Origin of the sequence: Streptomyces sp. NPDC001828 (genome assembly GCF_042892175.1) — a bacterium.
GTDB lineage: Bacteria > Actinomycetota > Actinomycetes > Streptomycetales > Streptomycetaceae > Streptomyces.
Genome location: NZ_JBIATV010000021.1, coordinates 1 through 20,843, shown reverse-complemented (window position 1 = coordinate 20,843; position 20,843 = coordinate 1). Strand labels below are relative to the sequence as shown.

The 20,843-nt window shown below is 70.7% G+C and carries 18 protein-coding genes and 1 pseudogene; 10 read left to right on the top strand and 9 right to left on the bottom strand.

All coding sequences use genetic code 11. The features are described 5' to 3' along the window. Positions 1-34: 34 nt before the first annotated feature. From ACFYZA_RS38115 to ACFYZA_RS38090, 6 genes are all read right to left on the bottom strand, one after another. Complete coding sequence (locus ACFYZA_RS38115; protein ID WP_382598369.1) at positions 35-1,456, bottom strand: NAD(P)/FAD-dependent oxidoreductase; 1,422 nt, start codon at positions 1,454-1,456, stop codon at positions 35-37. A 31-nt stretch (positions 1,457-1,487) separates the two neighbouring features. Next, a complete protein-coding gene (locus ACFYZA_RS38110; RefSeq protein ID WP_382598367.1) occupies positions 1,488-2,291 on the bottom strand; it encodes an ABC transporter permease in 804 nt (267 codons plus the stop codon). An 8-nt stretch (positions 2,292-2,299) separates the two neighbouring features. Then, complete coding sequence (locus tag ACFYZA_RS38105; protein ID WP_388494879.1) at positions 2,300-3,214, bottom strand: ABC transporter permease; 915 nt, start codon at positions 3,212-3,214, stop codon at positions 2,300-2,302. Further along, positions 3,211-4,362: an ABC transporter ATP-binding protein gene (locus tag ACFYZA_RS38100; RefSeq protein WP_388494878.1), complete on the bottom strand. Its 1,152-nt coding sequence runs from the start codon at positions 4,360-4,362 to the stop codon at positions 3,211-3,213. Before ACFYZA_RS38100 ends, ACFYZA_RS38105 begins: the two co-directional genes overlap by 4 nt. Positions 4,363-4,531: 169 nt before the next feature. After that, the gene (locus ACFYZA_RS38095) at positions 4,532-5,821 is read right to left on the bottom strand and encodes a spermidine/putrescine ABC transporter substrate-binding protein (protein WP_382598362.1); all 1,290 of its coding nucleotides are present in this window, start codon (positions 5,819-5,821) and stop codon (positions 4,532-4,534) included. Positions 5,822-5,872: 51 nt separating this feature from the next. Further along, on the bottom strand, positions 5,873-7,414 hold the full coding sequence (locus tag ACFYZA_RS38090; RefSeq protein ID WP_382598360.1) for a gamma-aminobutyraldehyde dehydrogenase: 1,542 nt from the start codon (positions 7,412-7,414) through the stop codon (positions 5,873-5,875). A gap of 151 nt (positions 7,415-7,565) precedes the next feature. Between ACFYZA_RS38090 and ACFYZA_RS38085 the strand changes: the two genes are divergently transcribed. The 4 genes and pseudogenes from ACFYZA_RS38085 (at position 7,566) to ACFYZA_RS38070 (ending at position 10,870) form a co-directional block, all read left to right on the top strand. Beyond that, entirely contained in the window at positions 7,566-8,159 is a 594-nt protein-coding gene (locus ACFYZA_RS38085) for an NADAR family protein (protein ID WP_382598358.1), read from the top strand. A gap of 337 nt (positions 8,160-8,496) precedes the next feature. Further along, a pseudogene (locus ACFYZA_RS38080) lies at positions 8,497-8,580 on the top strand (hypothetical protein); the annotation flags it as partial. A gap of 516 nt (positions 8,581-9,096) precedes the next feature. After that, entirely contained in the window at positions 9,097-10,128 is a 1,032-nt protein-coding gene (locus ACFYZA_RS38075; RefSeq protein WP_388494877.1) for an adenosine deaminase, read from the top strand. A gap of 58 nt (positions 10,129-10,186) precedes the next feature. Beyond that, complete coding sequence (locus tag ACFYZA_RS38070; RefSeq protein WP_388494876.1) at positions 10,187-10,870, top strand: glycerophosphodiester phosphodiesterase; 684 nt, start codon at positions 10,187-10,189, stop codon at positions 10,868-10,870. A gap of 28 nt (positions 10,871-10,898) precedes the next feature. On the opposite strand, the gene ACFYZA_RS38065 is transcribed toward ACFYZA_RS38070, so the two are convergent. From ACFYZA_RS38065 to ACFYZA_RS38055, 3 genes are all read right to left on the bottom strand, one after another. Then, the gene (locus ACFYZA_RS38065; protein WP_388494875.1) at positions 10,899-11,414 is read right to left on the bottom strand and encodes a hypothetical protein; all 516 of its coding nucleotides are present in this window, start codon (positions 11,412-11,414) and stop codon (positions 10,899-10,901) included. 88 nt (positions 11,415-11,502) lie between these two features. Further along, positions 11,503-12,666, bottom strand: coding sequence for a spermidine/putrescine ABC transporter substrate-binding protein (locus tag ACFYZA_RS38060; RefSeq protein WP_382600386.1), 1,164 nt, complete (start codon positions 12,664-12,666; stop codon positions 11,503-11,505). A gap of 190 nt (positions 12,667-12,856) precedes the next feature. After that, a complete protein-coding gene (locus tag ACFYZA_RS38055) occupies positions 12,857-14,296 on the bottom strand; it encodes a gamma-aminobutyraldehyde dehydrogenase (RefSeq protein ID WP_382600378.1) in 1,440 nt (479 codons plus the stop codon). Between the two features lie 179 nt (positions 14,297-14,475). On the opposite strand from ACFYZA_RS38055, the gene ACFYZA_RS38050 reads away from it, so the two are divergent. The 6 genes from ACFYZA_RS38050 (at position 14,476) to ACFYZA_RS38025 (ending at position 20,661) form a co-directional block, all read left to right on the top strand. Beyond that, positions 14,476-15,021: an Lrp/AsnC family transcriptional regulator gene (locus tag ACFYZA_RS38050; RefSeq protein WP_382600376.1), complete on the top strand. Its 546-nt coding sequence runs from the start codon at positions 14,476-14,478 to the stop codon at positions 15,019-15,021. Continuing rightward, a complete protein-coding gene (locus ACFYZA_RS38045; protein ID WP_382600374.1) occupies positions 15,006-16,385 on the top strand; it encodes an aspartate aminotransferase family protein in 1,380 nt (459 codons plus the stop codon). The genes ACFYZA_RS38050 and ACFYZA_RS38045 overlap by 16 nt, the downstream gene beginning before the upstream one ends. A 171-nt stretch (positions 16,386-16,556) precedes the next feature. Then, complete coding sequence (locus tag ACFYZA_RS38040) at positions 16,557-17,294, top strand: ABC transporter ATP-binding protein (protein ID WP_382600372.1); 738 nt, start codon at positions 16,557-16,559, stop codon at positions 17,292-17,294. Continuing rightward, positions 17,276-18,433: a hypothetical protein gene (locus ACFYZA_RS38035; RefSeq protein WP_388494874.1), complete on the top strand. Its 1,158-nt coding sequence runs from the start codon at positions 17,276-17,278 to the stop codon at positions 18,431-18,433. The genes ACFYZA_RS38040 and ACFYZA_RS38035 overlap by 19 nt, the downstream gene beginning before the upstream one ends. Before the next feature lie 86 nt (positions 18,434-18,519). Beyond that, positions 18,520-19,638 (top strand): LOG family protein, encoded by a 1,119-nt coding sequence (locus ACFYZA_RS38030; protein ID WP_382600368.1) that lies wholly within the window; start codon positions 18,520-18,522, stop codon positions 19,636-19,638. Positions 19,639-19,758: 120 nt separating this feature from the next. After that, the gene (locus ACFYZA_RS38025) at positions 19,759-20,661 is read left to right on the top strand and encodes a hypothetical protein (protein WP_382600365.1); all 903 of its coding nucleotides are present in this window, start codon (positions 19,759-19,761) and stop codon (positions 20,659-20,661) included. Positions 20,662-20,843: the final 182 nt, after the last annotated feature.

Here is a 20,843-nt window from a genome sequence, read left to right as displayed (position 1 = left end):
GGCGTGACCGGGGGCGTACAGAATGATCAGGCACTCAGCTGTCGAAGCCCAGGCCGACCCGGTCCATCGCCTTCAGCCAGAGGTTGCGCCGCCCGCCGCGCTCGTCGGCCCGGGCGAGCGACCACTTGGTGATGCCGATGCCGGCCCATGCCACCGGCTCCGGCGGGAACGGCAGCGGCTTGGTGCGCACCATCTCGAGCTCGGTGCGCTCGGTGCGCTCCCCCGCGAGCAGGTCGAGCATCACATCGGCGCCGAAGCGGGTCGCGCCGACCCCGAGCCCCGTGTATCCGGCGGCGTAGGCGACCCGTCCGCCGTGGGCGGTGCCGAAGAACGCCGAGAAGCGCGAGCAGGTGTCGATCGCGCCGCCCCAGGCGTGGCCGAAGCGGAGTCCTTCCAGCTGCGGGAAGCAGTGGAAGAACTGCTCGGCGAGCTTGGCGTACGTCTCGGGCCGGTCGTCGTACTCGCTGCGCACCTTCCCGCCGTAGCTGTAGATCGCGTCGTAACCGCCCCACAGGATGCGGTTGTCGGCGGAGAGCCGGAAGTAGTGGAACTGGTTGGCCGCGTCCCCGAGCCCCTGGCGCCCCTGCCAGCCGATCGAGGCGAGCTGGGCCGCGTCGAGCGGCTCGGTCATCAGCGCGTAGTCGTACACCGGGACCGTGTACGGGCGCAGCCGCTTGACCAGCGAGGGGAACACGTTGGTGCCGAGCGCGACGTGCTCGGCCCGCACCTTGCCGTACGGGGTGCGCACGCCCATGCCGCTGCCGACCCGGGCCAGCGAGAGCCCCGGGGTGTGCTCGTAGATCCGTACGCCGAGCTCCAGGCAGGCCCGCTTCAGGCCCCAGACGAGCTTGGCGGGGTGGAGCATGGCGACGCCGTCGCGGTCCCAGAGCCCGCCGAGGAAGGTGGGCGAGTCGACCTGGGCGCGCAGCGCCCGCTCGTCGAGGAGTTCGAGCCCGCCGAAGCCGAGCCCGGTCGCCTCCTCGTACATCTCGTGCAGTTCTTCCAGCTGGTGCGGCTCGGTGGCCACGTCGATCTCGCCGGTCCGCTCGAAGTCGCAGTCGATCTTGTAGCGGGCGACGGCCGCCTCGATGGCGTCGAGGTTGGCCGCGCCGAGTTCTTCGAGCCTGGCGAGTTCACCGGGCCAGCGGGCCAGCCCGTTGCCCAGGCCGTGGGTGAGCGAGGCGGCGCAGAAGCCGCCGTTGCGGCCGGAGGCGGCCCAGCCGATCTCCTTGCCCTCGATGAGGACGACGTCGCGGCCGGGCTCGCGCTCCTTGGCGATCAGCGCGGTCCACAGGCCGCTGTAGCCGCCGCCGACGACGAGGAGGTCGCACTTCTCGTCGCCGGTCAGGGCGGGCAGGGCCGCCGGGCGGCCGGGGTCCTCCAGCCAGAAGGGGACGGGCTTCGCGCCCGCCAGGGACTGCCGTGCTGCGCTCTTCATGGCTCGGGTCACGGCCATGATTTCCAACTCCCTCAGGAACTGCGTACGGTTACGCTTTCGCGCTGTTCTTGCGCCGGTTCGCAATGAATTGTCCGGCGGTGACCACCACGACGGCAACGATGAACATCGCCGTCCCGATGACGTTGATCTGCACGGGTGTGCCGCGCTGCGCCGAGCCCCAGACGAACATGGGGAAGGTCACGGTGGAGCCCGCGTTGAAGTTGGTGATGATGAAGTCGTCGAAGGAGAGCGCGAAGGCGAGCAGCGCGCCCGCCGCGATGCCGGGCGAGGCGATCGGCAGCGTCACCCGCAGGAACGTCTGGACCGGGCCCGCGTAGAGGTCGCGCGCGGCCTCTTCGAGCCGGGGGTCCATGGACATCACGCGGGCCTTGACGGCGGTGACGACGAAGCTGAGGCAGAACATGATGTGCGCGATGAGGATGGTCCAGAAGCCCAGCTGCGCGCCCATGTTGAGGAAGAGCGTGAGCAGCGAGGCGGCCATCACGACCTCCGGCATCGCCATCGGCAGGAAGATCAGCGAGTTGATCGCGCCGCGCGCCCGGAACCGGTAGCGGACCAGGGCGAAGGCGATCATCGTGCCGAGCACGGTCGCGCCGATCGTCGCCCAGAGGGCGATCTGCAGCGAGAGCGAGAGCGAGCCGCACATGTCGGCGACCCCGCAGGGGTCCTTCCAGGCGTCCGTCGAGAACCGCGTCCAGGAGTAGTTGAAGCGCCCGTTCGGCTTGTTGAACGAGAACACCATCACGACGACGTTCGGCAGGATCAGGTACGCGAGGGTCGCGAGCCCCGCGATGACCACGAGGTTGCGGCGCAGCCACTTGAGAATGGGCATGTGACTCATCAGACCAAGTCCTCCGTCCCGGCTCGGCGGATGTAGACGGTGACCATGATCAGGACGATGGCCATCAGGATGAAGGAGAGGGCCGCGGCCGTCGGATAGTCCAGGACGCGCAGGAACTGCGACTGGATGACGTTGCCGACCATCTTCTGGTCGGTGGAGCCGAGGAGTTCGGCGTTCACGTAGTCACCGCTCGCCGGGATGAAGGTGAGCAGCGTGCCGGAGACGACACCCGGCATCGACAGCGGGAAGGTCACCTTGCGGAAGGTGGTGGCCGGGGTCGCGTACAGGTCGCCGGCCGCCTCGTGCAGCCGGGAGTCGATGCGTTCCAGGGAGGTGTACAGCGGCAGGATCATGAACGGCAGGAAGTTGTAGGTGAGTCCGCAGACCACCGCCATCGGCGTGGCCAGGACCCGGCTTCCCTCGGTCCAGGCGAGCCAGTTGGTGACGTCCAGGACGTGCAGGGTGGCGAGCGCGTGCACCACGGGGCCGCCGTCGGCCAGGATCGTCTTCCAGGCCAGGGTGCGGATGAGGAAGCTGGTGAAGAACGGCGCGATGACCAGGACCAGGACGATGTTGCGCCAGCGGCCCGCCTTGAAGGCGATCAGATAGGCCAGCGGATAGCCGAGCAGCAGGCACAGCAGGGTCGCCGTGCCCGCGTAGAGCAGCGACCGGACGAACTGCGGGTAGTACTCCTTGAAGGCGTCCCAGTACGTCTGGAAGTGCCAGGTGACCTGGAAGCCCTTCTCGAGTGAGCCCGTCTGTACGGAGGTCGAGGCCTGGTACACCATCGGCAGCGCGAAGAACACGATCAGCCAGAGGATGCCGGGCAGCAGCAGCCAGTACGGGACGAGCCGCTTGCGGGTGGAGGCCTTGCGCACGGTGGGTTCCGCGGGCGCCTCGGCCAGCGCGGTCACGCGGCGTCCTCGACCTTCTCGACGCCCGCGTCGATGGCCTGCGCCGCGTCCAGGCCGAAGGTGTGCGCCGGGTTCCAGTGCAGGACGACCTCGGCGCCGGGCACGAGCCGGGTGTCCCGCTCGATGTTCTGCTCGTACACCGAAAGGCCGCTGCCCACCGGGGAGTCGATGAGGTACTGGGTGGAGACGCCGATGAAGGACGAGTCGACGATGCGGCCCGTGACGCGGTTGCGGCCGTCGGCGACGGCGCCCTCGTCGTCGCGGTGGGCGAGCGAGATCTTCTCGGGGCGCACGCCGACGAGGAGCTTGCCGCCGCTCGTCGTGGGGGCCGAACATCGTCTGCCGGGCAGCCGCAGCTTGGCGCCGCCCGCGGTGACGACGAGGTCCTCGCCGCTCTTCTCGGCCACCTCGGCCTCGATGAGGTTGGAGGTGCCGAGGAAGTTCGCCACGAACGTGGTCCTCGGGTTCTCGTACAACTCGGCCGGTGCGCCGAGCTGTTCGACCCGGCCGCCGTTCATCACCGCGACCGTGTCGGCCATCGTCATGGCCTCCTCCTGGTCGTGGGTGACGTGCACGAAGGTGATGCCGACCTCGGTCTGGATGCGCTTGAGCTCCAGCTGCATCTGGCGGCGCAGCTTGAGGTCGAGGGCGCCGAGCGGCTCGTCCAGGAGCAGCACCTGGGGGTGGTTGATGAGCGCGCGGGCGACGGCCACGCGCTGCTGCTGGCCACCGGAGAGCTGGTGCGGCTTGCGCTGGGCGAAGTCGCCGAGCTGCACGAGTTCCAGCATGTCGTCGACCTGCTTGCGCACCGACTTGATGCCCCGCCGGCGCAGCCCGAAGGCGATGTTCTCGGTGACGTTCAGGTGCGGGAAGAGGGCGTAGGACTGGAAGACGGTGTTCACCGGCCGCTTGTAGGGCGGCAGGTCGGTGACGTCCTTGTCGCCGAGGAAGACCGTGCCGGTGGTCGGCTCCTCAAGTCCGGCGATCATGCGGAGCGTTGTGGTCTTGCCGCAGCCGGACGCACCGAGCAGGGCGAAGAACGAGCCCTGCGGGACGGTCAGTTCGAGCGGATGGACGGCCGTGAAGGAGCCGTACGTCTTGCTGATCCCGGTGAGGCGGACGTCGCCGCCGGCGGTGCTGTCAGTCATGGGTGGGGTCCCAGGGGTTGTCGAGGGGGAGAGAAGAGAGGGGGATGACGGGGGGGCAGAGCCGAGCGACTTGAGGGGCGCGGGGCTGTGACATCGTGCGGCTGCGCCGCGTGGGCGCGACCAGCCACAGCGAACCCGCACCCGAAAAACACCGCACCCCGAGGAGCGCCTACGCTCCGATGAGCCTGGAGAACTTCTGCTCGTACGCCGTCTCCTCGGCCTCGCTGAGCGAGCGGAAGGAGTGGGACTTCGCGGCCATCGCCTTGTCCGGCAGGATCAGTTCGTTCGCCGCGAGCGCCGGGTCGATCTTGGCGAGGTCGTCGCGGACCCCGTCGACCGGGCACTGGTAGTTGATGAACGCGGCGAGCTTGGCGGCCACCGGCAGCTCGTAGTAGTAGTCGATGAGCTTCTCCGCGTTGCCCTGGTGCCGGGCCTTCGCCGGGACGAGCAGGTTGTCGCTGGAGGTCATGTAACCGGCCGCCGGGATCGCGTACTTGATGTCCGGGTTGTCGGCGCGCAGCTGCGTCACGTCGCCGCCCCAGGCGACACACGCCGCGAGGTCGCCCTTCACCAGGTCGCCGGTGTAGTCGTTGCCGGTGAAGCGGCGGATCTGCTTGGAGTCGACCCCCTTCTGGAGCCGCCCGATCGCCGCGTCGAAGTCGGCGTCGGTGAAGTTCGCGGGGTCCTTGCCGAGGTCGAGCAGGGTCATGCCGACCGAGTCGCGCATCTCGGACAGGAAGCCGACGCGGCCCTTGAGGGTGGGGTCGTCGAGCAGCTGGGTGATCGAGTCGACCTTCTTGCCGCCGGTCGCCTTGGAGTTGTAGGCGATGACGGTCGGGATGCCGGTCCAGGGATAGGAGTAGGCGCGGCCGGGGTCCCAGTCGGGCATCCGGAACTGGGGGGCCAGGTTGGCGTAGGCATGGGGCAGGTGGGCGGGGTCGAGCTGCTGCGCCCAGCCGAGCCGGATGAGCCGGGCGGCGAGCCAGTCGGTGAGCACCACGAGGTCCCGGCCGGTGTCCTGGCCCGCCGCGAGCTGCGGCTTGATCTTCCCGAAGAACTCGACGTTGTCGTTGATGTCCTCGGTGTACTTGACCTGGATCCCGGTGCGCCGGGTGAACTCGTCCAGCGTCGGGTGGTGCTTCTTGTCGTCGCTGATGTCCATGTACTGCGTCCAGTTGGAGAAGTTGACCTCCTTCTCCTGGGCGGAGTGGTCCGCGTTGGACGGTCCGGCGCCGTTCTCCTTCTTGGCCGCCGGGATGCCGCAGGCGCTCAGCGTGGCGAGGCCTCCGACGGTGAGCGCGCCGACGCCCGAGGCGCGCAGCAGGGAACGGCGGGTCAGGGCGCCCCGGCCGTTGGTCAGGCTGCGCCGAACGGCGGCCAGTTGGGCCGGGAGGTGGGGGTCCCTCCCCGCTCGGGGGGAGTTGAGAGCTTGGGGGAGGTCGGGCTCGTACTGCTCCATGCGCTGAATGCCCTTTCGGGTGGGTTCGGTGGCCTGGTCGGGCCGCCTCTTCTATCGGTCCCCGAAGATCGTGCGGTGCCAGTCCTTCCTGGCTACCGCTGTGTTGTCGTACATCACGTGCTTGACCTGCGTGTACTCCTCGAAGGAATACGCCGACATGTCCTTTCCGTAACCGCTGGCCTTGTAGCCGCCGTGCGGCATCTCGCTGAGGATCGGGATGTGGTCGTTGATCCAGACACAGCCCGCCTTGATCTCGCGGGTGGCCCGCCCGGTGCGGTAGACGTCGCGGCTCCAGGCGGAGGCTGCGAGGCCGTAGGGGGTGTCGTTGGCGAGCTCGATGCCCTCGTCGTCGGTGTCGAAGGGCAGCACCACCAGGACCGGGCCGAAGATCTCGTCCTGGACGACCTCGCTGTCCTGGGGCGCGTCCACGATGAGGGTGGGCCGGTAGTAGGCGCCGTCGCCCTCGGGGGCCTCGCCGCCGGTGACGATCCGGGCGTAGCTCCTGGCCCGCTCGACGAAGGCGGCGACACGGTCGCGGTGGACGTGTGAGATCAGCGGGCCGAGGTCGGTGTCCTCGCGGAAGGGGTCGCCGAGCCGGACGGTCTCCATGAGTGCGGCGACCTGCTCGACGAAGGCCTCGTACAGCGGACGCTGGACGTAGGCGCGGGTGGCGGCGGTGCAGTCCTGGCCCGAGTTGATGAGCGAGGCGGCGACCGCGCCGTGTACGGCGGCCTCCAGGTCGGCGTCGTCGAAGACCACGAAGGGGGCCTTGCCGCCGAGCTCCAGGTGGAGGCGCTTGACCGTGCGGGTGGCGATCTCGGCGACGCGCTTGCCGACCCCGGTGGACCCGGTGAAGGAGGTCATCACGACGTCCGGGTGTCCGACGAGGTGCTCGCCCGCGTCCTGGCCCGCCCCGGAGACGATGTTGATCACACCGTCCGGGATGCCGGCCTCCCGGGCGGCCTCGGCGAACAGGAGCGAGGTCAGCGGGGTGTTCTCGGCGGGCTTGAGCACGATGGTGTTGCCGGCCGCGACCGCCGGAAGGATCTTCCAGGCGGCCATCTGGAGCGGGTAGTTCCAGGGCGCGATGGAGCCGACGACACCGATGGGCTCGCGGCGTACGTAGGAGGTGTGGTCGCCCTCGTACTCCCCGGCCGACCTGCCCTCCAGGTGCCGGGCCGCGCCCGCGAAGAACGCGGTGTTGTCGATCGTGCCGGGCACGTCGAACTCGCGGCTCAGCTTGATCGGCTTGCCGCACTGGAGGGACTCGGCCCGCGCGAACTCCTCGGCGCGCTCGGCGAGCACCTCCGCGAACCGGTGCAGGGCGGCGGAGCGCTCGCCGGGGGTGGCGCCGGACCAGCCGGGGAAGGCCTCCTTGGCCGCGGCGACCGCGGCGTCGACATCGGCGGTGCCCGCGAGCTCGTACGTGTAGACCGTGTTCCCCGTGGCCGGATCGACGACCGCGTGCCGGCGCCCGGAGGTGCCGGGGCGCAGCCGCCCGCCGATGTACTGGGCGCCGGCCGCGAAGCGGTCCTGCGCGGGGAAGCGGTCCTTGGCGGGGGTGCTGTTGCCGCTGCCGGTGTCGGTGTCCATGTCGCCCACGTTCTTCGTAGCTTCAGCTCGATTTGAGTGCCGATCCTGACAGAGGCACATCTGGCCAACAAGTGATTCCGTTGTTGCCTTTTGGTTACGCGACGGAATCTGTCGACCATGTGTCGCGTCGGGGCCGTCATGGCCCGACGGAGTGTCAGTGGCGCGTGCCAGACTCGCGTGCATGAAAGAGGTCACGGGGGACCGCGCGCCGCTCGACGAGCTGATCGCGCAGGTCAATGAGGGTGAACGGATCAAGTTTCTGCACTTCTGGGGCCACCGCCCGCAGCGGGACGGGTCGCTAGGCCCGAGCTGTTTCAGCCAGTGGTGGCCCTCGCCCTTCACGGTGGACGGCGTGCGGTACGCGACGGCCGAGCACTGGATGATGGCGTCGAAGGCGCGCCTGTTCGGCGACCTCGCGGCGGAGCGGGCGGCGGTCGGGGCCGCGAATCCGGCGCTCGCGAAGAAGGCCGGCCGCCTGGTGCGGGGCTTCGACGAGGCGGTGTGGCGCCGGGAGCGGTACGGCATCGTGCTGGCCGGCAGCCTGCACAAGTTCGGTCAGGACGAGGCGCTGCGGGAGTATCTGCTCGGCACCGGGAGCCGGGTCCTGGTCGAGGCGAGCCCGCTGGACCGCGTGTGGGGCATAGGCCTCGCGGCGGACGCCCCCGAGGCGGCGGACCCGGCGCGGTGGCGTGGCCTGAACCTGCTGGGCTTCGCCCTGACGGAGGCGCGGGAGCGGCTGCGCTGAGCAGGCCCGGGCAGCCGGGCCGGCTCAGCGCAGCCGAGCCGAGCCCAGGAGCTCGGCCCAGCTGGTGGGGCGAGCCCGGCGAGCGTGCCTCAGCGGGCCGGCGCGGCCAGCGACAGGAAGTTCGAGTAGTCGCTGTCGTAGTCGTCGACGTGCGAGGGCGCGTTGGCCACGACCACGATCATCAGCACCAGGATCGCGATGCCGACCACGATGCCGACGATACCCATGATGACGCCCGCCAGGGCCTGGCCCCGGTTGTTGGCCTCACCTCGGCGGACCCGGCCCTTCGCGAGCAGGCCGAAGATCAGCGCCAGCGTGCCGAGCACGATGCCGCTCACGCCCCAGGTGCAGATCATGGACGCACAGGCGACGATGCCGAGCACCATCGCGGCGGTGCCGAAGCCGTTCTGCGGCGGGGTGATCCCGGTGAAGCCGGGGTAGCCGTACGCGGGCTGGCCCGGGTATCCCGGGTAGCCCTGTCCGGGCTGCTGCGGGTAGGCGGGGTAGCCGTAGCTGCCGGGGGCCGCCTGGCCGGGTGCGGGCGGCGGGGTCGGGGCGCCGAAGCCGGGGCCGGGAGCCTGCTGGCCGGGTGCGCCCGGGAAGGGGCCCTGGGCCGGGGCGCCGGGGGCTCCCTGCGGCGGTGCGGGGTACTGGCCCTCGGTCGGTGTGCCGGGCATGGATATGACCGTCTGCTGGTCGTGCACCGGCGGCTTGTCCAGCGGGACCTTGTGCTCCGGCGGAGCCCAGGGGTCGCGGGGCTCCTGGCCTCCCGACGGCTGCTGGGTGTTGTCTGACATGGGCCTCCCCCATCGTGGTTCCGTCATGCTACGGCCAACGGTTCCGGGCGCGCGTGCCCGGCCTACCATGATCCCCGACCGGCGAAGGCCGACGACGCCCATCGCGCGAGGACCCTCGCGGCAGACCCATGGAGGACCCCATGACCGACCTGCACCCCTTCATCGCGGGGCTGCCCAAGGCCGAGTTGCACGTGCACCACGTGGGCTCCGCCTCACCGCGCATCGTGGCCGAACTCGCCGCCCGGCACGCGGACTCGAAGGTCCCCACCGACCCCGAGGCGCTCGCCGACTACTTCACGTTCACGGACTTCGCGCACTTCATCGAGGTCTACCTCTCGGTCGTCGACCTGATCCGCACCCCGGAGGACGTGCGCCTGCTCACCTACGAGGTGGCCCGTGACATGGCCCGGCAGAACGTCCGCTACGCCGAGCTGACCATCACGCCGTTTTCGTCCACCCGCCGGGGCATCGACGAGCGCGCCTTCATGGACGCGATCGAGGACGCCCGAAGGGCCGCCGAGGCCGAGTTCGGCACCGTGCTTCGCTGGTGCTTCGACATCCCGGGCGAGGCAGGTCTCGACGCCGCCGCCGAGACGGCCCGCCTCGCCACCGAGGACGGGCTGCGCCCCGAGGGCCTGGTCTCCTTCGGCCTGGGCGGTCCGGAGATCGGCGTGCCCCGCCCGCAGTTCAAGCCGTACTTCGACCGGGCCATCGCCGCCGGGCTGCACTCCGTACCGCACTCGGGCGAGTCCACGGGCCCGCAGTCCATCTGGGACGCGCTGACCGAGCTGCGCGCCGAGCGCATCGGCCACGGCACCAGCGCCACCCAGGACCCGGCGCTCCTCAAGCACCTCGCCGAGCACCGGATCGCCCTGGAGGTCTGCCCGACGTCCAACCTGGCGACGCGCGTGGTGCCCGACCTGGACCAGCACCCGATCAAGGAGATGGTGGCCGCAGGCGTCCTGGTCACCGTCAACAGCGACGACCCGCCGATGTTCGGCAGCGACCTCAACAACGAGTACGCGGTCGCCGCCCGCCTCCTCGGCCTGGACGAGCGGGGACTCGCGGACCTGGCCAAGAACGCCGTCGAGGCGTCGTTCCTCGACCCTGCGGGCAAGACGAAGCTCGCCGGGGAGATCGACGACTACACCGCGAAGTGGCTCGCCCGCTGACCCCCGCCGGCGGGGGCTCCGGCTGGCCGCCCCCGCCACCGCTCAGCACAATGACCCCATGCGCACCGTGACAGCCGTGGCCCACCGCGGCGACCCGTACCACGTCCGCGAGAACACGCTCCCCTCCATCGCCTCGGCCCTGGAGCGGGGCGCCGACGCGGTCGAGATCGACGTCCGCACCACCCGGGACGGCGTGCCCGTGCTGCTGCACGACGAGACGCTGAAGCGGCTGTGGGACTTCGACCGCCCGCTGGCCGAGCTCCCGCACGCGGAGGTCATCGAGGTCACCGGCGGCGGGGTCCCCACCCTGCGCCAGGCCTTGATGGCGGCCGGGGCGCACCGGGTGATGATCGACCTGCCGGGCGCCACCGAGGAGTCGGTGCGCAAGGTGGTGAACACGGTCCGCGAGTGCGGGGCGGGCGAGCGGGTCTACTACTGCGCGGGCCCGGTCGCCATGCTGGGGGTGCGTCGCGCCGACCCGCACGCCGAGATCGCCCTGACCTGGACCACGCCCGCCCCGCCGCGCCCGGCCCTGGTCGACGCCGTCAGGCCGCGCTGGCTCAACTACCGCTTCGGCCTGGTGAGTTCGGACCTGGTGGCGCGCGTCCACCGCGAAGGGCTGCTCGTCTCGGCCTGGACAGCGGACACCGCACGCACCCAGCGCCGGCTCATCGGCCACGGCGTGGACGCGATCACCACCAACCGCGTGGACACGCTGTCGGCCGTGCTGTCGGGGCGGTAGGCGACCGCGGGGCACTGCCCCGGCCTCCTCAGGCCGGCACGGCCACCCGCTCCCCCATCTCCTCGAGCACCTTGATCTTGCGGCGCACCACGTACAGCGGGATCACGCCGAACACCCCGAACGACATGTCGATCAGCGACCACCAGAAGGGGATTCCCCTCAGGGGCCCGCAGATCAGGGCCACCGGGATGATCCCCGCGCAGGCGATCATCGCGAACTCGACGACCCAGATGTTGCGTACGGGGTCGCGCAGGACCCCGTAGAAGGCGACCGCGATGACGAGATGGGCGAAGGCGAGCCAGTCCGTTCCGTAGAGCAGGAAGGGGTAGTCGGCGTCGGCGGTGTCGAGGCCGGCCCGCACCCGGTCGATCCAGCCGGTCAGGCCCGGCAGCGCGTCGCCGAGCGGGGTGCCGTGCAGCAGGGACTGCGTCCAGCGCAGTTCGTGCACCAGCGGGAAGGCCGTGAGCCCGCTCAGCACCAGGCACACGACAAACACGGCCAGCCACACGCGGGTACGCCTCAGCAGGGCGTTTCGCTCGCTCATGACCGCAGCGTACGCCCCGCTTGAACATGTTCAAAAAACTGGGTCGCCCTCGGTCGGGCCGGCCCGGCGCCCGCCCGAAGAACCACGGTCAAAGACCCACGATCTCGTTCCAGCGCTTGGCGAACTCGACCCGCTCATCGGAGGTGATGTCCCGGGCGATGGCGAGGCGCCCGCGCATCGCGTCGTCGGGGAAGATCAGCGGGTCCTCGGCGAGTTGGGCCTCGTCCTTGTCCTTGGAGGAGGCGAGGACCTCGCGGGCGGCCGGCACCGGGCACACGTAGTTGACCGAGGCGGCGAGTTCGGCCGCGACCTGGGGGTCGTAGTAGTAGTCGACCAGCGCCTCGGCGTTCGCCTTGTGGCGGGCCAGGTTGGGGATCATCATCGACTCCGCCCACAGCTCGCCGCCCTCCTGGGGCACCACGAACTCGATGTCGGGGTTGTCGGCCTGGAGCTGGAAGACATCACCGCTGTAGGCCTGACAGGCCAGCACATCGCCCTTGTTGAGGTCGCTGGTGTAGTCGTTGCCGGTGAAGCGGCGGATCTGCTTCTTCGCGACCTGCTTCTCGACCTGGTCGCACATCCGGTGGAAGTCGTCGGCCGTCCACCGGGTGATGTCGACGCCGTTGCCCTGCATCAGGAGCGCGAACGACTCGTCGAGCCCGGAGAACAGCGTCACCTTGCCCGCGAGCCGCGCGTCCCACAGGTCGCCGACGTGCTGGATCTCGCGGCCGAGCTTCTTCTTGTTGTACGCGATGCCGGTGATCCCGGACTGCCACGGGACGCTGTGCAGCCGCCCGTCGTCGAAGGCGGGGGTGCGCAGCTGGGGGTCGAGGTAGCGGGTGACGTTGGGCTGCTTGGCGCGGTCCATCCGCTGCACCCAGCCGAGCCGGACGAACCGGGCCGCCATCCAGTCGCTGATGACCATCAGGTCCCGGCCGGTCTCCTGGTGGTTCATCAGGGCCGGGCTGATCTTCCCGAAGAACTCGTCGTTGTCGTTGATCTCCTCGGTGTACGTGACGGAGATCCCGGTGCTCTTGGTGAACGCGTCCAGGGTGGGCCGCCGGGAGGCGTCGTTGTCGTCGACGTCTATGTACAGCGGCCAGTTGGCGAAGGTGAGGGACTTGTCGGCCGCCGAGCGGTCGCGCCCGGCCCGGTCGCCCGGTTCGACGTACGCCGCGGGGACCCCGCAGCCGGCCAGCGCGCCGAGCGCGGCGCCGCCGCCGAGGGCGCGCAGCAGGCTGCGGCGGGACAGGGCACGGGCTGCGGGGAACGCGGTCGGTCGCATTCCGGCAGGATGCCCCCCGCGCCCACCGCGTTCAATGGACGCTGCGTACAGCCCGGCGCCCCAGGCCAGACACCCTGTCGGGGGCACGGCGGCAACGGAAAGGGGCGGGGGACAACTCCCCCGCCCCTAGACCCTGTTCAGGCTCCGCTCAGCGCGCTCAGCCCTCGATGGACGTCATCACGTGCTTGATGCGGGTGTAGTCCTCGAAGCCGTAAGCGGAGAGGTCCTTGCCGTAGCCGGACTTCTTGAAGCCGCCGTGCGGCATCTCGGCGACCAGCGGGATGTGGGTGTTGATCCACACGCAGCCGAAGTCGAGGTTCTTGGACATCCGCATGGCGCGGGCGTGGTCCTTGGTCCACACCGAGGAGGCGAGGGCGTACTCGACGTCGTTCGCGTACTGAAGGGCCTGGGCCTCGTCGGTGAAGGACTGGACGGTGATGACCGGCCCGAACACCTCGTTCTGGATGATCTCGTCGTCCTGCTTCAGGCCGGAGACGACGGTCGGGGCGTAGAAGTAGCCCTGCTCGCCGACCTGGTGGCCGCCCGCCTCGACCTTGGCGTGGGCGGGGAGGCGGTCGATGAAGCCGGCGACCTGCTTCAGCTGGTTGGCGTTGTTGAGCGGGCCGTACAGCACGTCCTCGTCGTCCGGCTGCCCGGTCTTGGTCTCGGAGGCCGCCTTGGCGAGCGCGGTCACGAAGTCGTCGTGGATCGACTCGTGGACCAGGACGCGGGTCGCGGCCGTACAGTCCTGGCCCGCGTTGAAGTAGCCCGCGACCGCGATGTCCTCGACGGCCTTGGCGAGGTCGCAGTCCTCGAAGACGACGACCGGGGCCTTGCCGCCGAGCTCCAGGTGGACGCGCTTGACGTCCTTGGCGGCGGACTCGGCGACCTGCATGCCGGCGCGTACCGAACCGGTGATGGAGGCCATGGCCGGGGTCTTGTGCTCGACCATCGCGCGGCCGGTGTCGCGGTCGCCGCAGATGACGTTGAAGACGCCCTTGGGGACGATCGCGCCGATGATCTCGGCGATCAGGACGGTCGAGGCGGGGGTGGTGTCCGACGGCTTGAGGACGACGGTGTTGCCCGCGGCCAGCGCCGGGGCGAACTTCCAGACCGCCATCATCATGGGGTAGTTCCACGGCGCGACCTGCGCGCAGACGCCGACCGGCTCGCGGCGGACGATCGAGGTCAGACCCTCCATGTACTCGCCGGCGCTGCGGCCTTCGAGCAGCCGGGCGGCGCCGGCGAAGAAGCGGATCTGGTCCACCATCGGCGGCACTTCTTCGGTGCGGGTGAGCTCAAGGGGCTTGCCGGTGTTCTCCGACTCGGCCGCGATCAGCTCCTCGGCCCGCTCCTCGAAGGCGTCCGCGATCTTGAGCAGGACCCGCTGGCGCTCGGCGGGGGTCGTGTCGCGCCAGGCGGGGAACGCCTTGGCCGCGGCCGCCATGGCGGCATCCACGTCCTCCTGGCCGGAGAGCGGCGAGGTCGCGTAGGGCAGTCCCGTGGCCGGGTTGACCACCTCGATGGTCCGCCCGTCGGCAGCATCGCGGAACTCTCCGTCGATGTAGTTGCGCAAACGACGCAGTTCGGTGGTCACTTCGCTGGCCTCCCGGTCCGATGTCCGATGGGTGAGACGACCCACCCTAGTCGCTGAGGTGACGCTTTCGACAGACCTACCGCCCGTGAACTTCGGATTCAGTGCTCTGGAGGTCACGGAACAACGAATTTCATCGCTTTGGGGTTGCGGGACGGACGAGTCGCGTGCACAGTGGCTTCGTGGCCAGCCGAAGCACAGACCCCAGGATCGGGAACGGATCTCCCTCCCGTCTCCCGACCACCGCCCCCCAGGGAGACGCTGCGCGTCGCAGCAATGGGACGTCGATCGATGCCGTCTCCCTGGCGATCATCGAACAGCTCCAGGAGGACGGACGCCGTCCTTACGCCGCGATCGGCAAGGCCGTTGGCCTGTCGGAAGCGGCCGTGCGCCAGCGCGTGCAGAAGCTGCTCGACCAGGGCGTGATGCAGATCGTCGCCGTCACGGACCCGCTCACCGTGGGGTTCCGGCGGCAGGCGATGGTCGGCATCCGCGTCGAGGGCGACCTCGACCCCGTGGCGGAGGCCTTGACGGCCATGGCCGAGTGCGAGTACGTGGTGATGACCGCGGGCTCCTTCGACCTGATGGTGGAGGTCGTCTGCGAGGACGACGACCACCTTCTCGAAGTGATCAACAAGAGGATCCGCGCCCTCCCCGGCGTGCGTTCCACCGAGAGCTTCGTCTATCTCAAGCTGAAGAAGCAGACCTATATGTGGGGAACCCGATAGCCGTGAGCAAGGACCTCAGCCAGACCGCCTACGACCACCTGTGGATGCACTTCACCCGCATGTCGTCGTACGAGAACGCCCCCGTTCCCACCATCGTCCGTGGCGAGGGCACCTACATCTACGACGACAAGGGCAAGAAGTACCTGGACGGCCTGTCGGGCCTGTTCGTCGTCAACGCCGGCCACGGCCGTCACGAGCTCGCCGAGACCGCCTACAAGCAGGCGCAGGAGCTGGCCTTCTTCCCGGTGTGGTCCTACGCCCACCCCAAGGCCGTCGAGCTCGCCGAGCGCCTCGCGAACTACGCGCCGGGCGACCTCAACAAGGTCTTCTTCACCACCGGTGGCGGCGAGGCCGTCGAGACCGCGTGGAAGCTGGCCAAGCAGTACCACAAGCTCACCGGCAACCACACGAAGTACAAGGTCATCTCGCGCGCGGTCGCCTACCACGGCACCCCGCAGGGCGCCCTGTCCATCACCGGTCTGCCCGCCCTGAAGGCCCCCTTCGAGCCGCTGGTCCCCGGCGCGCACAAGGTGCCCAACACCAACATCTACCGCGCCCCGATCCACGGCGAGGACCCGGTGGCCTTCGGCCGCTGGGCCGCCGACCAGATCGAGCAGGAGATCCTCTTCGAGGGCCCCGAGACCGTCGCCGCCGTCTTCCTGGAGCCGGTGCAGAACGCGGGCGGCTGCTTCCCGCCGCCGCCCGGCTACTTCCAGCGGGTCCGCGAGATCTGCGACAAGTACGACGTGCTGCTCGTCTCCGACGAGGTCATCTGCGCCTTCGGCCGCCTGGGCACGATGTTCGCCTGTGACAAGTTCGACTACGTGCCGGACATGATCACCTGCGCCAAGGGCATGACCTCGGGCTACTCCCCGATCGGCGCCTGCATCATCTCGGACAGGCTCGCCGAGCCGTTCTACAAGGGTGACAACACCTTCCTGCACGGCTACACCTTCGGCGGCCACCCGGTCTCCGCGGCGGTGGGCCTGGCCAACCTCGACATCTTCGAGAAGGAGGGCCTCAACCAGCACGTGCTGGACAACGAGGGCGCCTTCTTCGACACCCTCAAGAAGCTGCACGACCTGCCGATCGTCGGTGACGTCCGCGGCAACGGCTTCTTCTACGGCATCGAGCTGGTGAAGGACAAGGCCACCAAGGAGACGTTCAACGACGAGGAGACCGAGCGCGTCCTGTACGGCTTCCTCTCCAAGGCGCTCTACGACAACGGCCTGTACTGCCGGGCCGACGACCGCGGCGACCCGGTCGTCCAGCTCGCCCCGCCGCTGATCTCCGACCAGGGGACCTTCGACGAGATCGAGGGCGTCCTGCGGCAGGTCCTGACGGAGGCCTGGACGAAGCTCTGACCGTCCCCGCCACGGCCCGGCCGCGCCCATCCGAGTGAGATGGGGGCGGCCGGGCCGCGTGCTGTCAAGGCAGCCACACCCCAGTGCCTAGCGTGCCCAGTGACCGATCGGCCCTGCCTTCGTTCCCCCGTACGGGGAGCAGGAAATCTGATCTGAACCGAGGTGTGCACCATGGTGGCTCCGCCGGACAACGACGTGCTGTGGGCACGTTCCCTGCACCACTCCCACAGCGGCTCGCCCGCTCTGACCGAGGTCAGCGTGGGGGCCCGCGAGGGCGAGATCCTCGCCGTCGGCGGCCCGCGCGGCTCCGGCAAGACGACCCTGCTGCGCTGTCTGTCGGGCGCGGTCGTGCCGGACGAGGGCGAGGTGTGGTTCAACAGCGGGGCCGTGCACACCCTGGGCGCGGTGGCCCGCGAGCGGCTGCGGCGCGACCGGTTCGCCTGGATCGACCCCGAGCCCGCCCTGGTTCCCGAGCTGAGCGCGTGGGAGAACGCGGCTCTGCCGCTGCTCCTTCGCGGCGTGGCGCACCGGACCGCGAAGAAGACCGCTCTGGAGTGGCTGGAGCGGCTCGACGTCGACACCTGCGCCAAGAAGCGCCCGCACGCCCTGCTCCAGGCGCAGCGCCAGCGGGTGGCGATCGCCCGCGCCCTGATCACCGAGCCCGCCGTGCTGTTCGCGGACGAGCCCACCGCGACCCTGCACAGCGCCGACCGCGCCCAGGTGCTGCGCACCCTGCTCACCGCGGCCCGCTCGCACCACATCACCACGTTCATCGCCACCCACGACACGGACGTGGCTGCCCTCGCCGACCGCACGGTGGTCCTCATCGACGGGCGACGGGTCAACTCCCGTACGGACAACGGTACTTCGGAAGCGGAGGGTATCGCCGCGTGCTCGCTCTCCGTCTAGCCCGTGGCACCCATCCCCTGGTCCTGCTGCGCCGCCTGCTGGTGGCCGCCGCGTCCGCCGGGGTCGGCTTCCTGCTCCTGTGCACGCTCGGCTACGCGGTCGGCCATCCCGGCAGTTCGGTGCTGAGGCTGCTGTGGTGCGCGGTCCCGCTGGCGGCCACGGTGTACTTCGCGGTCGCGGTGGCCCGCACCGACCCGAGCACCCGTCCGCGCCCGGGGCTCTCCGCGGTGGGGCTCGGCCCGGCCCGTCTCGCCGCTATCGCCGCCGCGTCCACGGCGGTGACCTGCACCCTGGGCTCGGCGGTGGCGCTCCTGGTCTATCTGCACCTGCGCGGCGACATCGACGGGCTGCCCTTCGACGGCGCCGCGGCCGGTCTGCTCGCCGCCGACGAGCCGATGCCGCTGGCGGGCGCCCTGACCCTGCTCGCGGTGCTGCCGGTGGTGGCCTCCGCCGCCGCCGGGTTCGCCCTGCGCCCGCACCCGCCGCGCCCCGGCCGCACCAGCGACCCGGTGCACCCCGAGGAGCCGGCGGCCGCGCCGGCCGGACTGCCGTGGGGCTTCGCGCTCGTCGCGGCGGGCCTCGCGGTCGAGACGTACGCGAGCCGGGGCGCGCAGGGCGCCGCGTTCCCGATGCCGGGCCACCCCGAGGGCACTCCGGCGGGGGTGCTCGGCGGTTGGGTGATCACCGTGCTGGGCCTCGCCTTCGCGGGTCCGGCCCTCGCCCATTTCAGCGGGCGGCTGCTCCAGCTGGCCCGGCCGGGCGCGGCCCGGCTGCTCGCGGGCCGGGTCCTGATGGCGGAGGCCCGGCGCATCGGACGCCCGCTCGGGGTGGTGTCGGCGGTGGCCTCCGGGGCGATCGCGGCGGCCACCCTGTACGGCGACCGGGCGGGCCCGCACCCCTTCGGCCCGCTGACCGGGCTCGGCGCGGCCCTGGTGATGAGCTGCACGGTGGCGACGCTGCTGACCGCGGCCCTGGAATCACGCCATGCGCGTGCCCACACCACGGCGGCCCTGGTGTCCCTCGGCACGCCCGCGGCCGTGCTGCGGACCGCCGCGCTGCTGCGGGCGGCGGCCCTGCTCGCGGTCTTCACCCCGCTGACGGTGCTCGTCGCGGAAGTGGCGGCGCTCCCCCTGCGGTAGGCGTCGCGGCGGCCGGATCCGGGTGTGGATCCGGCCCCGGGGACCCGCGAGCGGGGACCGAAAGGGGCAGCGCCTAGCATGTGGGCGTGCCGGAAGACGAAGCGAAGTTCCCCGCGGGCAGCGACACCGAGATCGAATCACTGGCCGAGTTCGACGCGGCCACCGAGCGGGGCGAACTCGCCGGTTACCGCGTCCAGTCGGTCGACCTGACGGGCCGTACCTCCGCCCTGCTCGGCGTCGACACCGCGGGCGCGGTGTTCCTCGGCTGCGCGATGGAGCCGGACGCGGCCGCCAAGGTGCGGGCGGACGGCGCGCTGGTCTTCCCGCCCGTGCCCGATGTTCCGTTCGACCCCTACCGGGGCGCGCTCTACTCCCCCGCCGAGCTCTTCGAAGGGCTCGCGGAGGGCTATGAGCGGACCCCGGACGCGCTGTCGTACGACTGGTTCCAGCGGACCAGGGCCGACGGCGACATATTTTCCTCGATGCTGCGCTCCATCCACGACGACGCGATCTCCGACGCCCTGGACGAACTGCTCGTCGGGGCGCGGGTGGTGGGTGTGATGGGCGGCCATGCGATGGCCCGTGGCACGGCCGAGTACGAGGGTGCGGCCGTGCTCGGCCGCACCCTCGCCCGGGCCGGGTTCACCGTCGCCACCGGGGGCGGGCCGGGCGCGATGGAGGCCGCGAACCTGGGGGCGTACGCGGCGCCCTTCGACGACGCGATGCTGACCTCGGCCCTCCAACTCCTGGCCGGGGAGCCCTCGTTCAGGCCGTCGGTGTCCGCCTGGGCGCGCGCCGCCTTCGAGGTACGGACGAAGTGGCCGCGCGGCGGCACGTCGGTGGGCATCCCCACCTGGTTCTACGGCCACGAGCCGCCGAACGCCTTCGCGGGCGCCATCGCCAAGTACTTCGCGAACGCCACCCGCGAGGACGGGCTGCTCGCCCGTTCCAACGCGGGCGTCGTCTTCCTGCCGGGTGCGGCCGGGACCGTGCAGGAGATCTTCGACAACGCGACGCCGAACTACTACGAGTCGCGGGGGACGCCGACGCCGATGGTCCTGGTCGACCGGCGGCACTGGACCGAGCGGCTGCCGACCTGGCCCCTGCTCCAGGCGCTGGCCGAGGACCGGCCGATGGCGGCCCGGATCGCCCTGGTCGACTCGGTCTCGGAGGCACCCGACGCGCTGGCCCGCATGGCGCGTTAGCGCGGCCCGTTCGGGGTGGTCCAGAAAAGGACCGACCCCAGGCAACTCCCAAAGGGCGGTAAACGTCTGGTAAAGCGGAGTGGGGTGAACGGGTTGCCCCCGCCATGAACGGAGTCTTCTGTGCTGCTCGGTCTGCTGACCGCCATCGCCGCCTCGGTCTGCTACGGCACGGGCTCGGTCCTGCAAGCCGTCGGGTCCCGCAAGGCCGCCCGCCTCGACGCGGCCGCCGGTGACCGCACCCAGCACGGCGGGCCGAGCCTCTCCTCGACCGCGAAGGCCGCGATGACCTGGGAGTTCATCGTCGGCACGATCCTCGACTTCGTCGGGTTCGGGCTCGGCGCGCTGGCGGCCCGGCTGCTTCCGCTCTTCCTGTCGCAGACGGTGATCAGCGCGAACCTCGTCATCACGGCCGTACTAAGCGTCAAGCTGCTCGGCATCCGGCTGAGCCGCGCTGAGTGGACGTCGATCGGGGTGGTGTGTTCGGCCCTGGTGCTGCTCGCCTCGGCGGCGGGCCACGAGGGCAGCGGGCACACGGATGTGGCCACGCACTGGTGGCTGCTCGCGATCGCGCTCCTCCTGATGGCCGGCGGCACGGTGGCCGTACGCCTCCTGGGCTCGCGCGCCGCGATCCTGGCGGGGCTGCTCTCCGGGCTCGGCTTCGGTGCGCTCGGGGTGGGCGTACGGGTCCTGAACGGCGTGGACCCCTTCGACGCCGGGGCCCTGCTCACCGACCCGGCCCTGTACGCGATCCTGGTCGCCGGCATCGGCGGCATGTACCTGCACACGGTGGCCCTGCAGATCGGCTCGGTGAACGGGGCGACGGCGGCGCTGGTGGTGGGCGAGACGGTGCTCCCGGGCGCGATCGGCGTCCTGTGGCTGGGCGACGCGTCGCGGGCGGGCCTCGCGTGGATGGCGGTGCTCGGGTTCGTCCTGGCGGTGGGCGGCGCGGTGGCGGTGGCGTGGTTCGGCACCCCCGACACCCCCGAACCCGCCACCCCGAAGGAACCGGCCCGGGTGGGCTAGCCCCTGGGGCTCCGCCCCGAGCCCGGGGGGTTTGCCCACCCACCCGCCCGTGACGGGGGGCGAAGGGTCCAGCTCCCTGGGGCTGCGCCCCAGACCCCCGTTCGCGCCTTAAGGGCGCTCGTCCTCAAACTCCCCCAAGGCCTCAAGGGCCAGGGGGGACCCCCATGACGGGCTGAAATGCC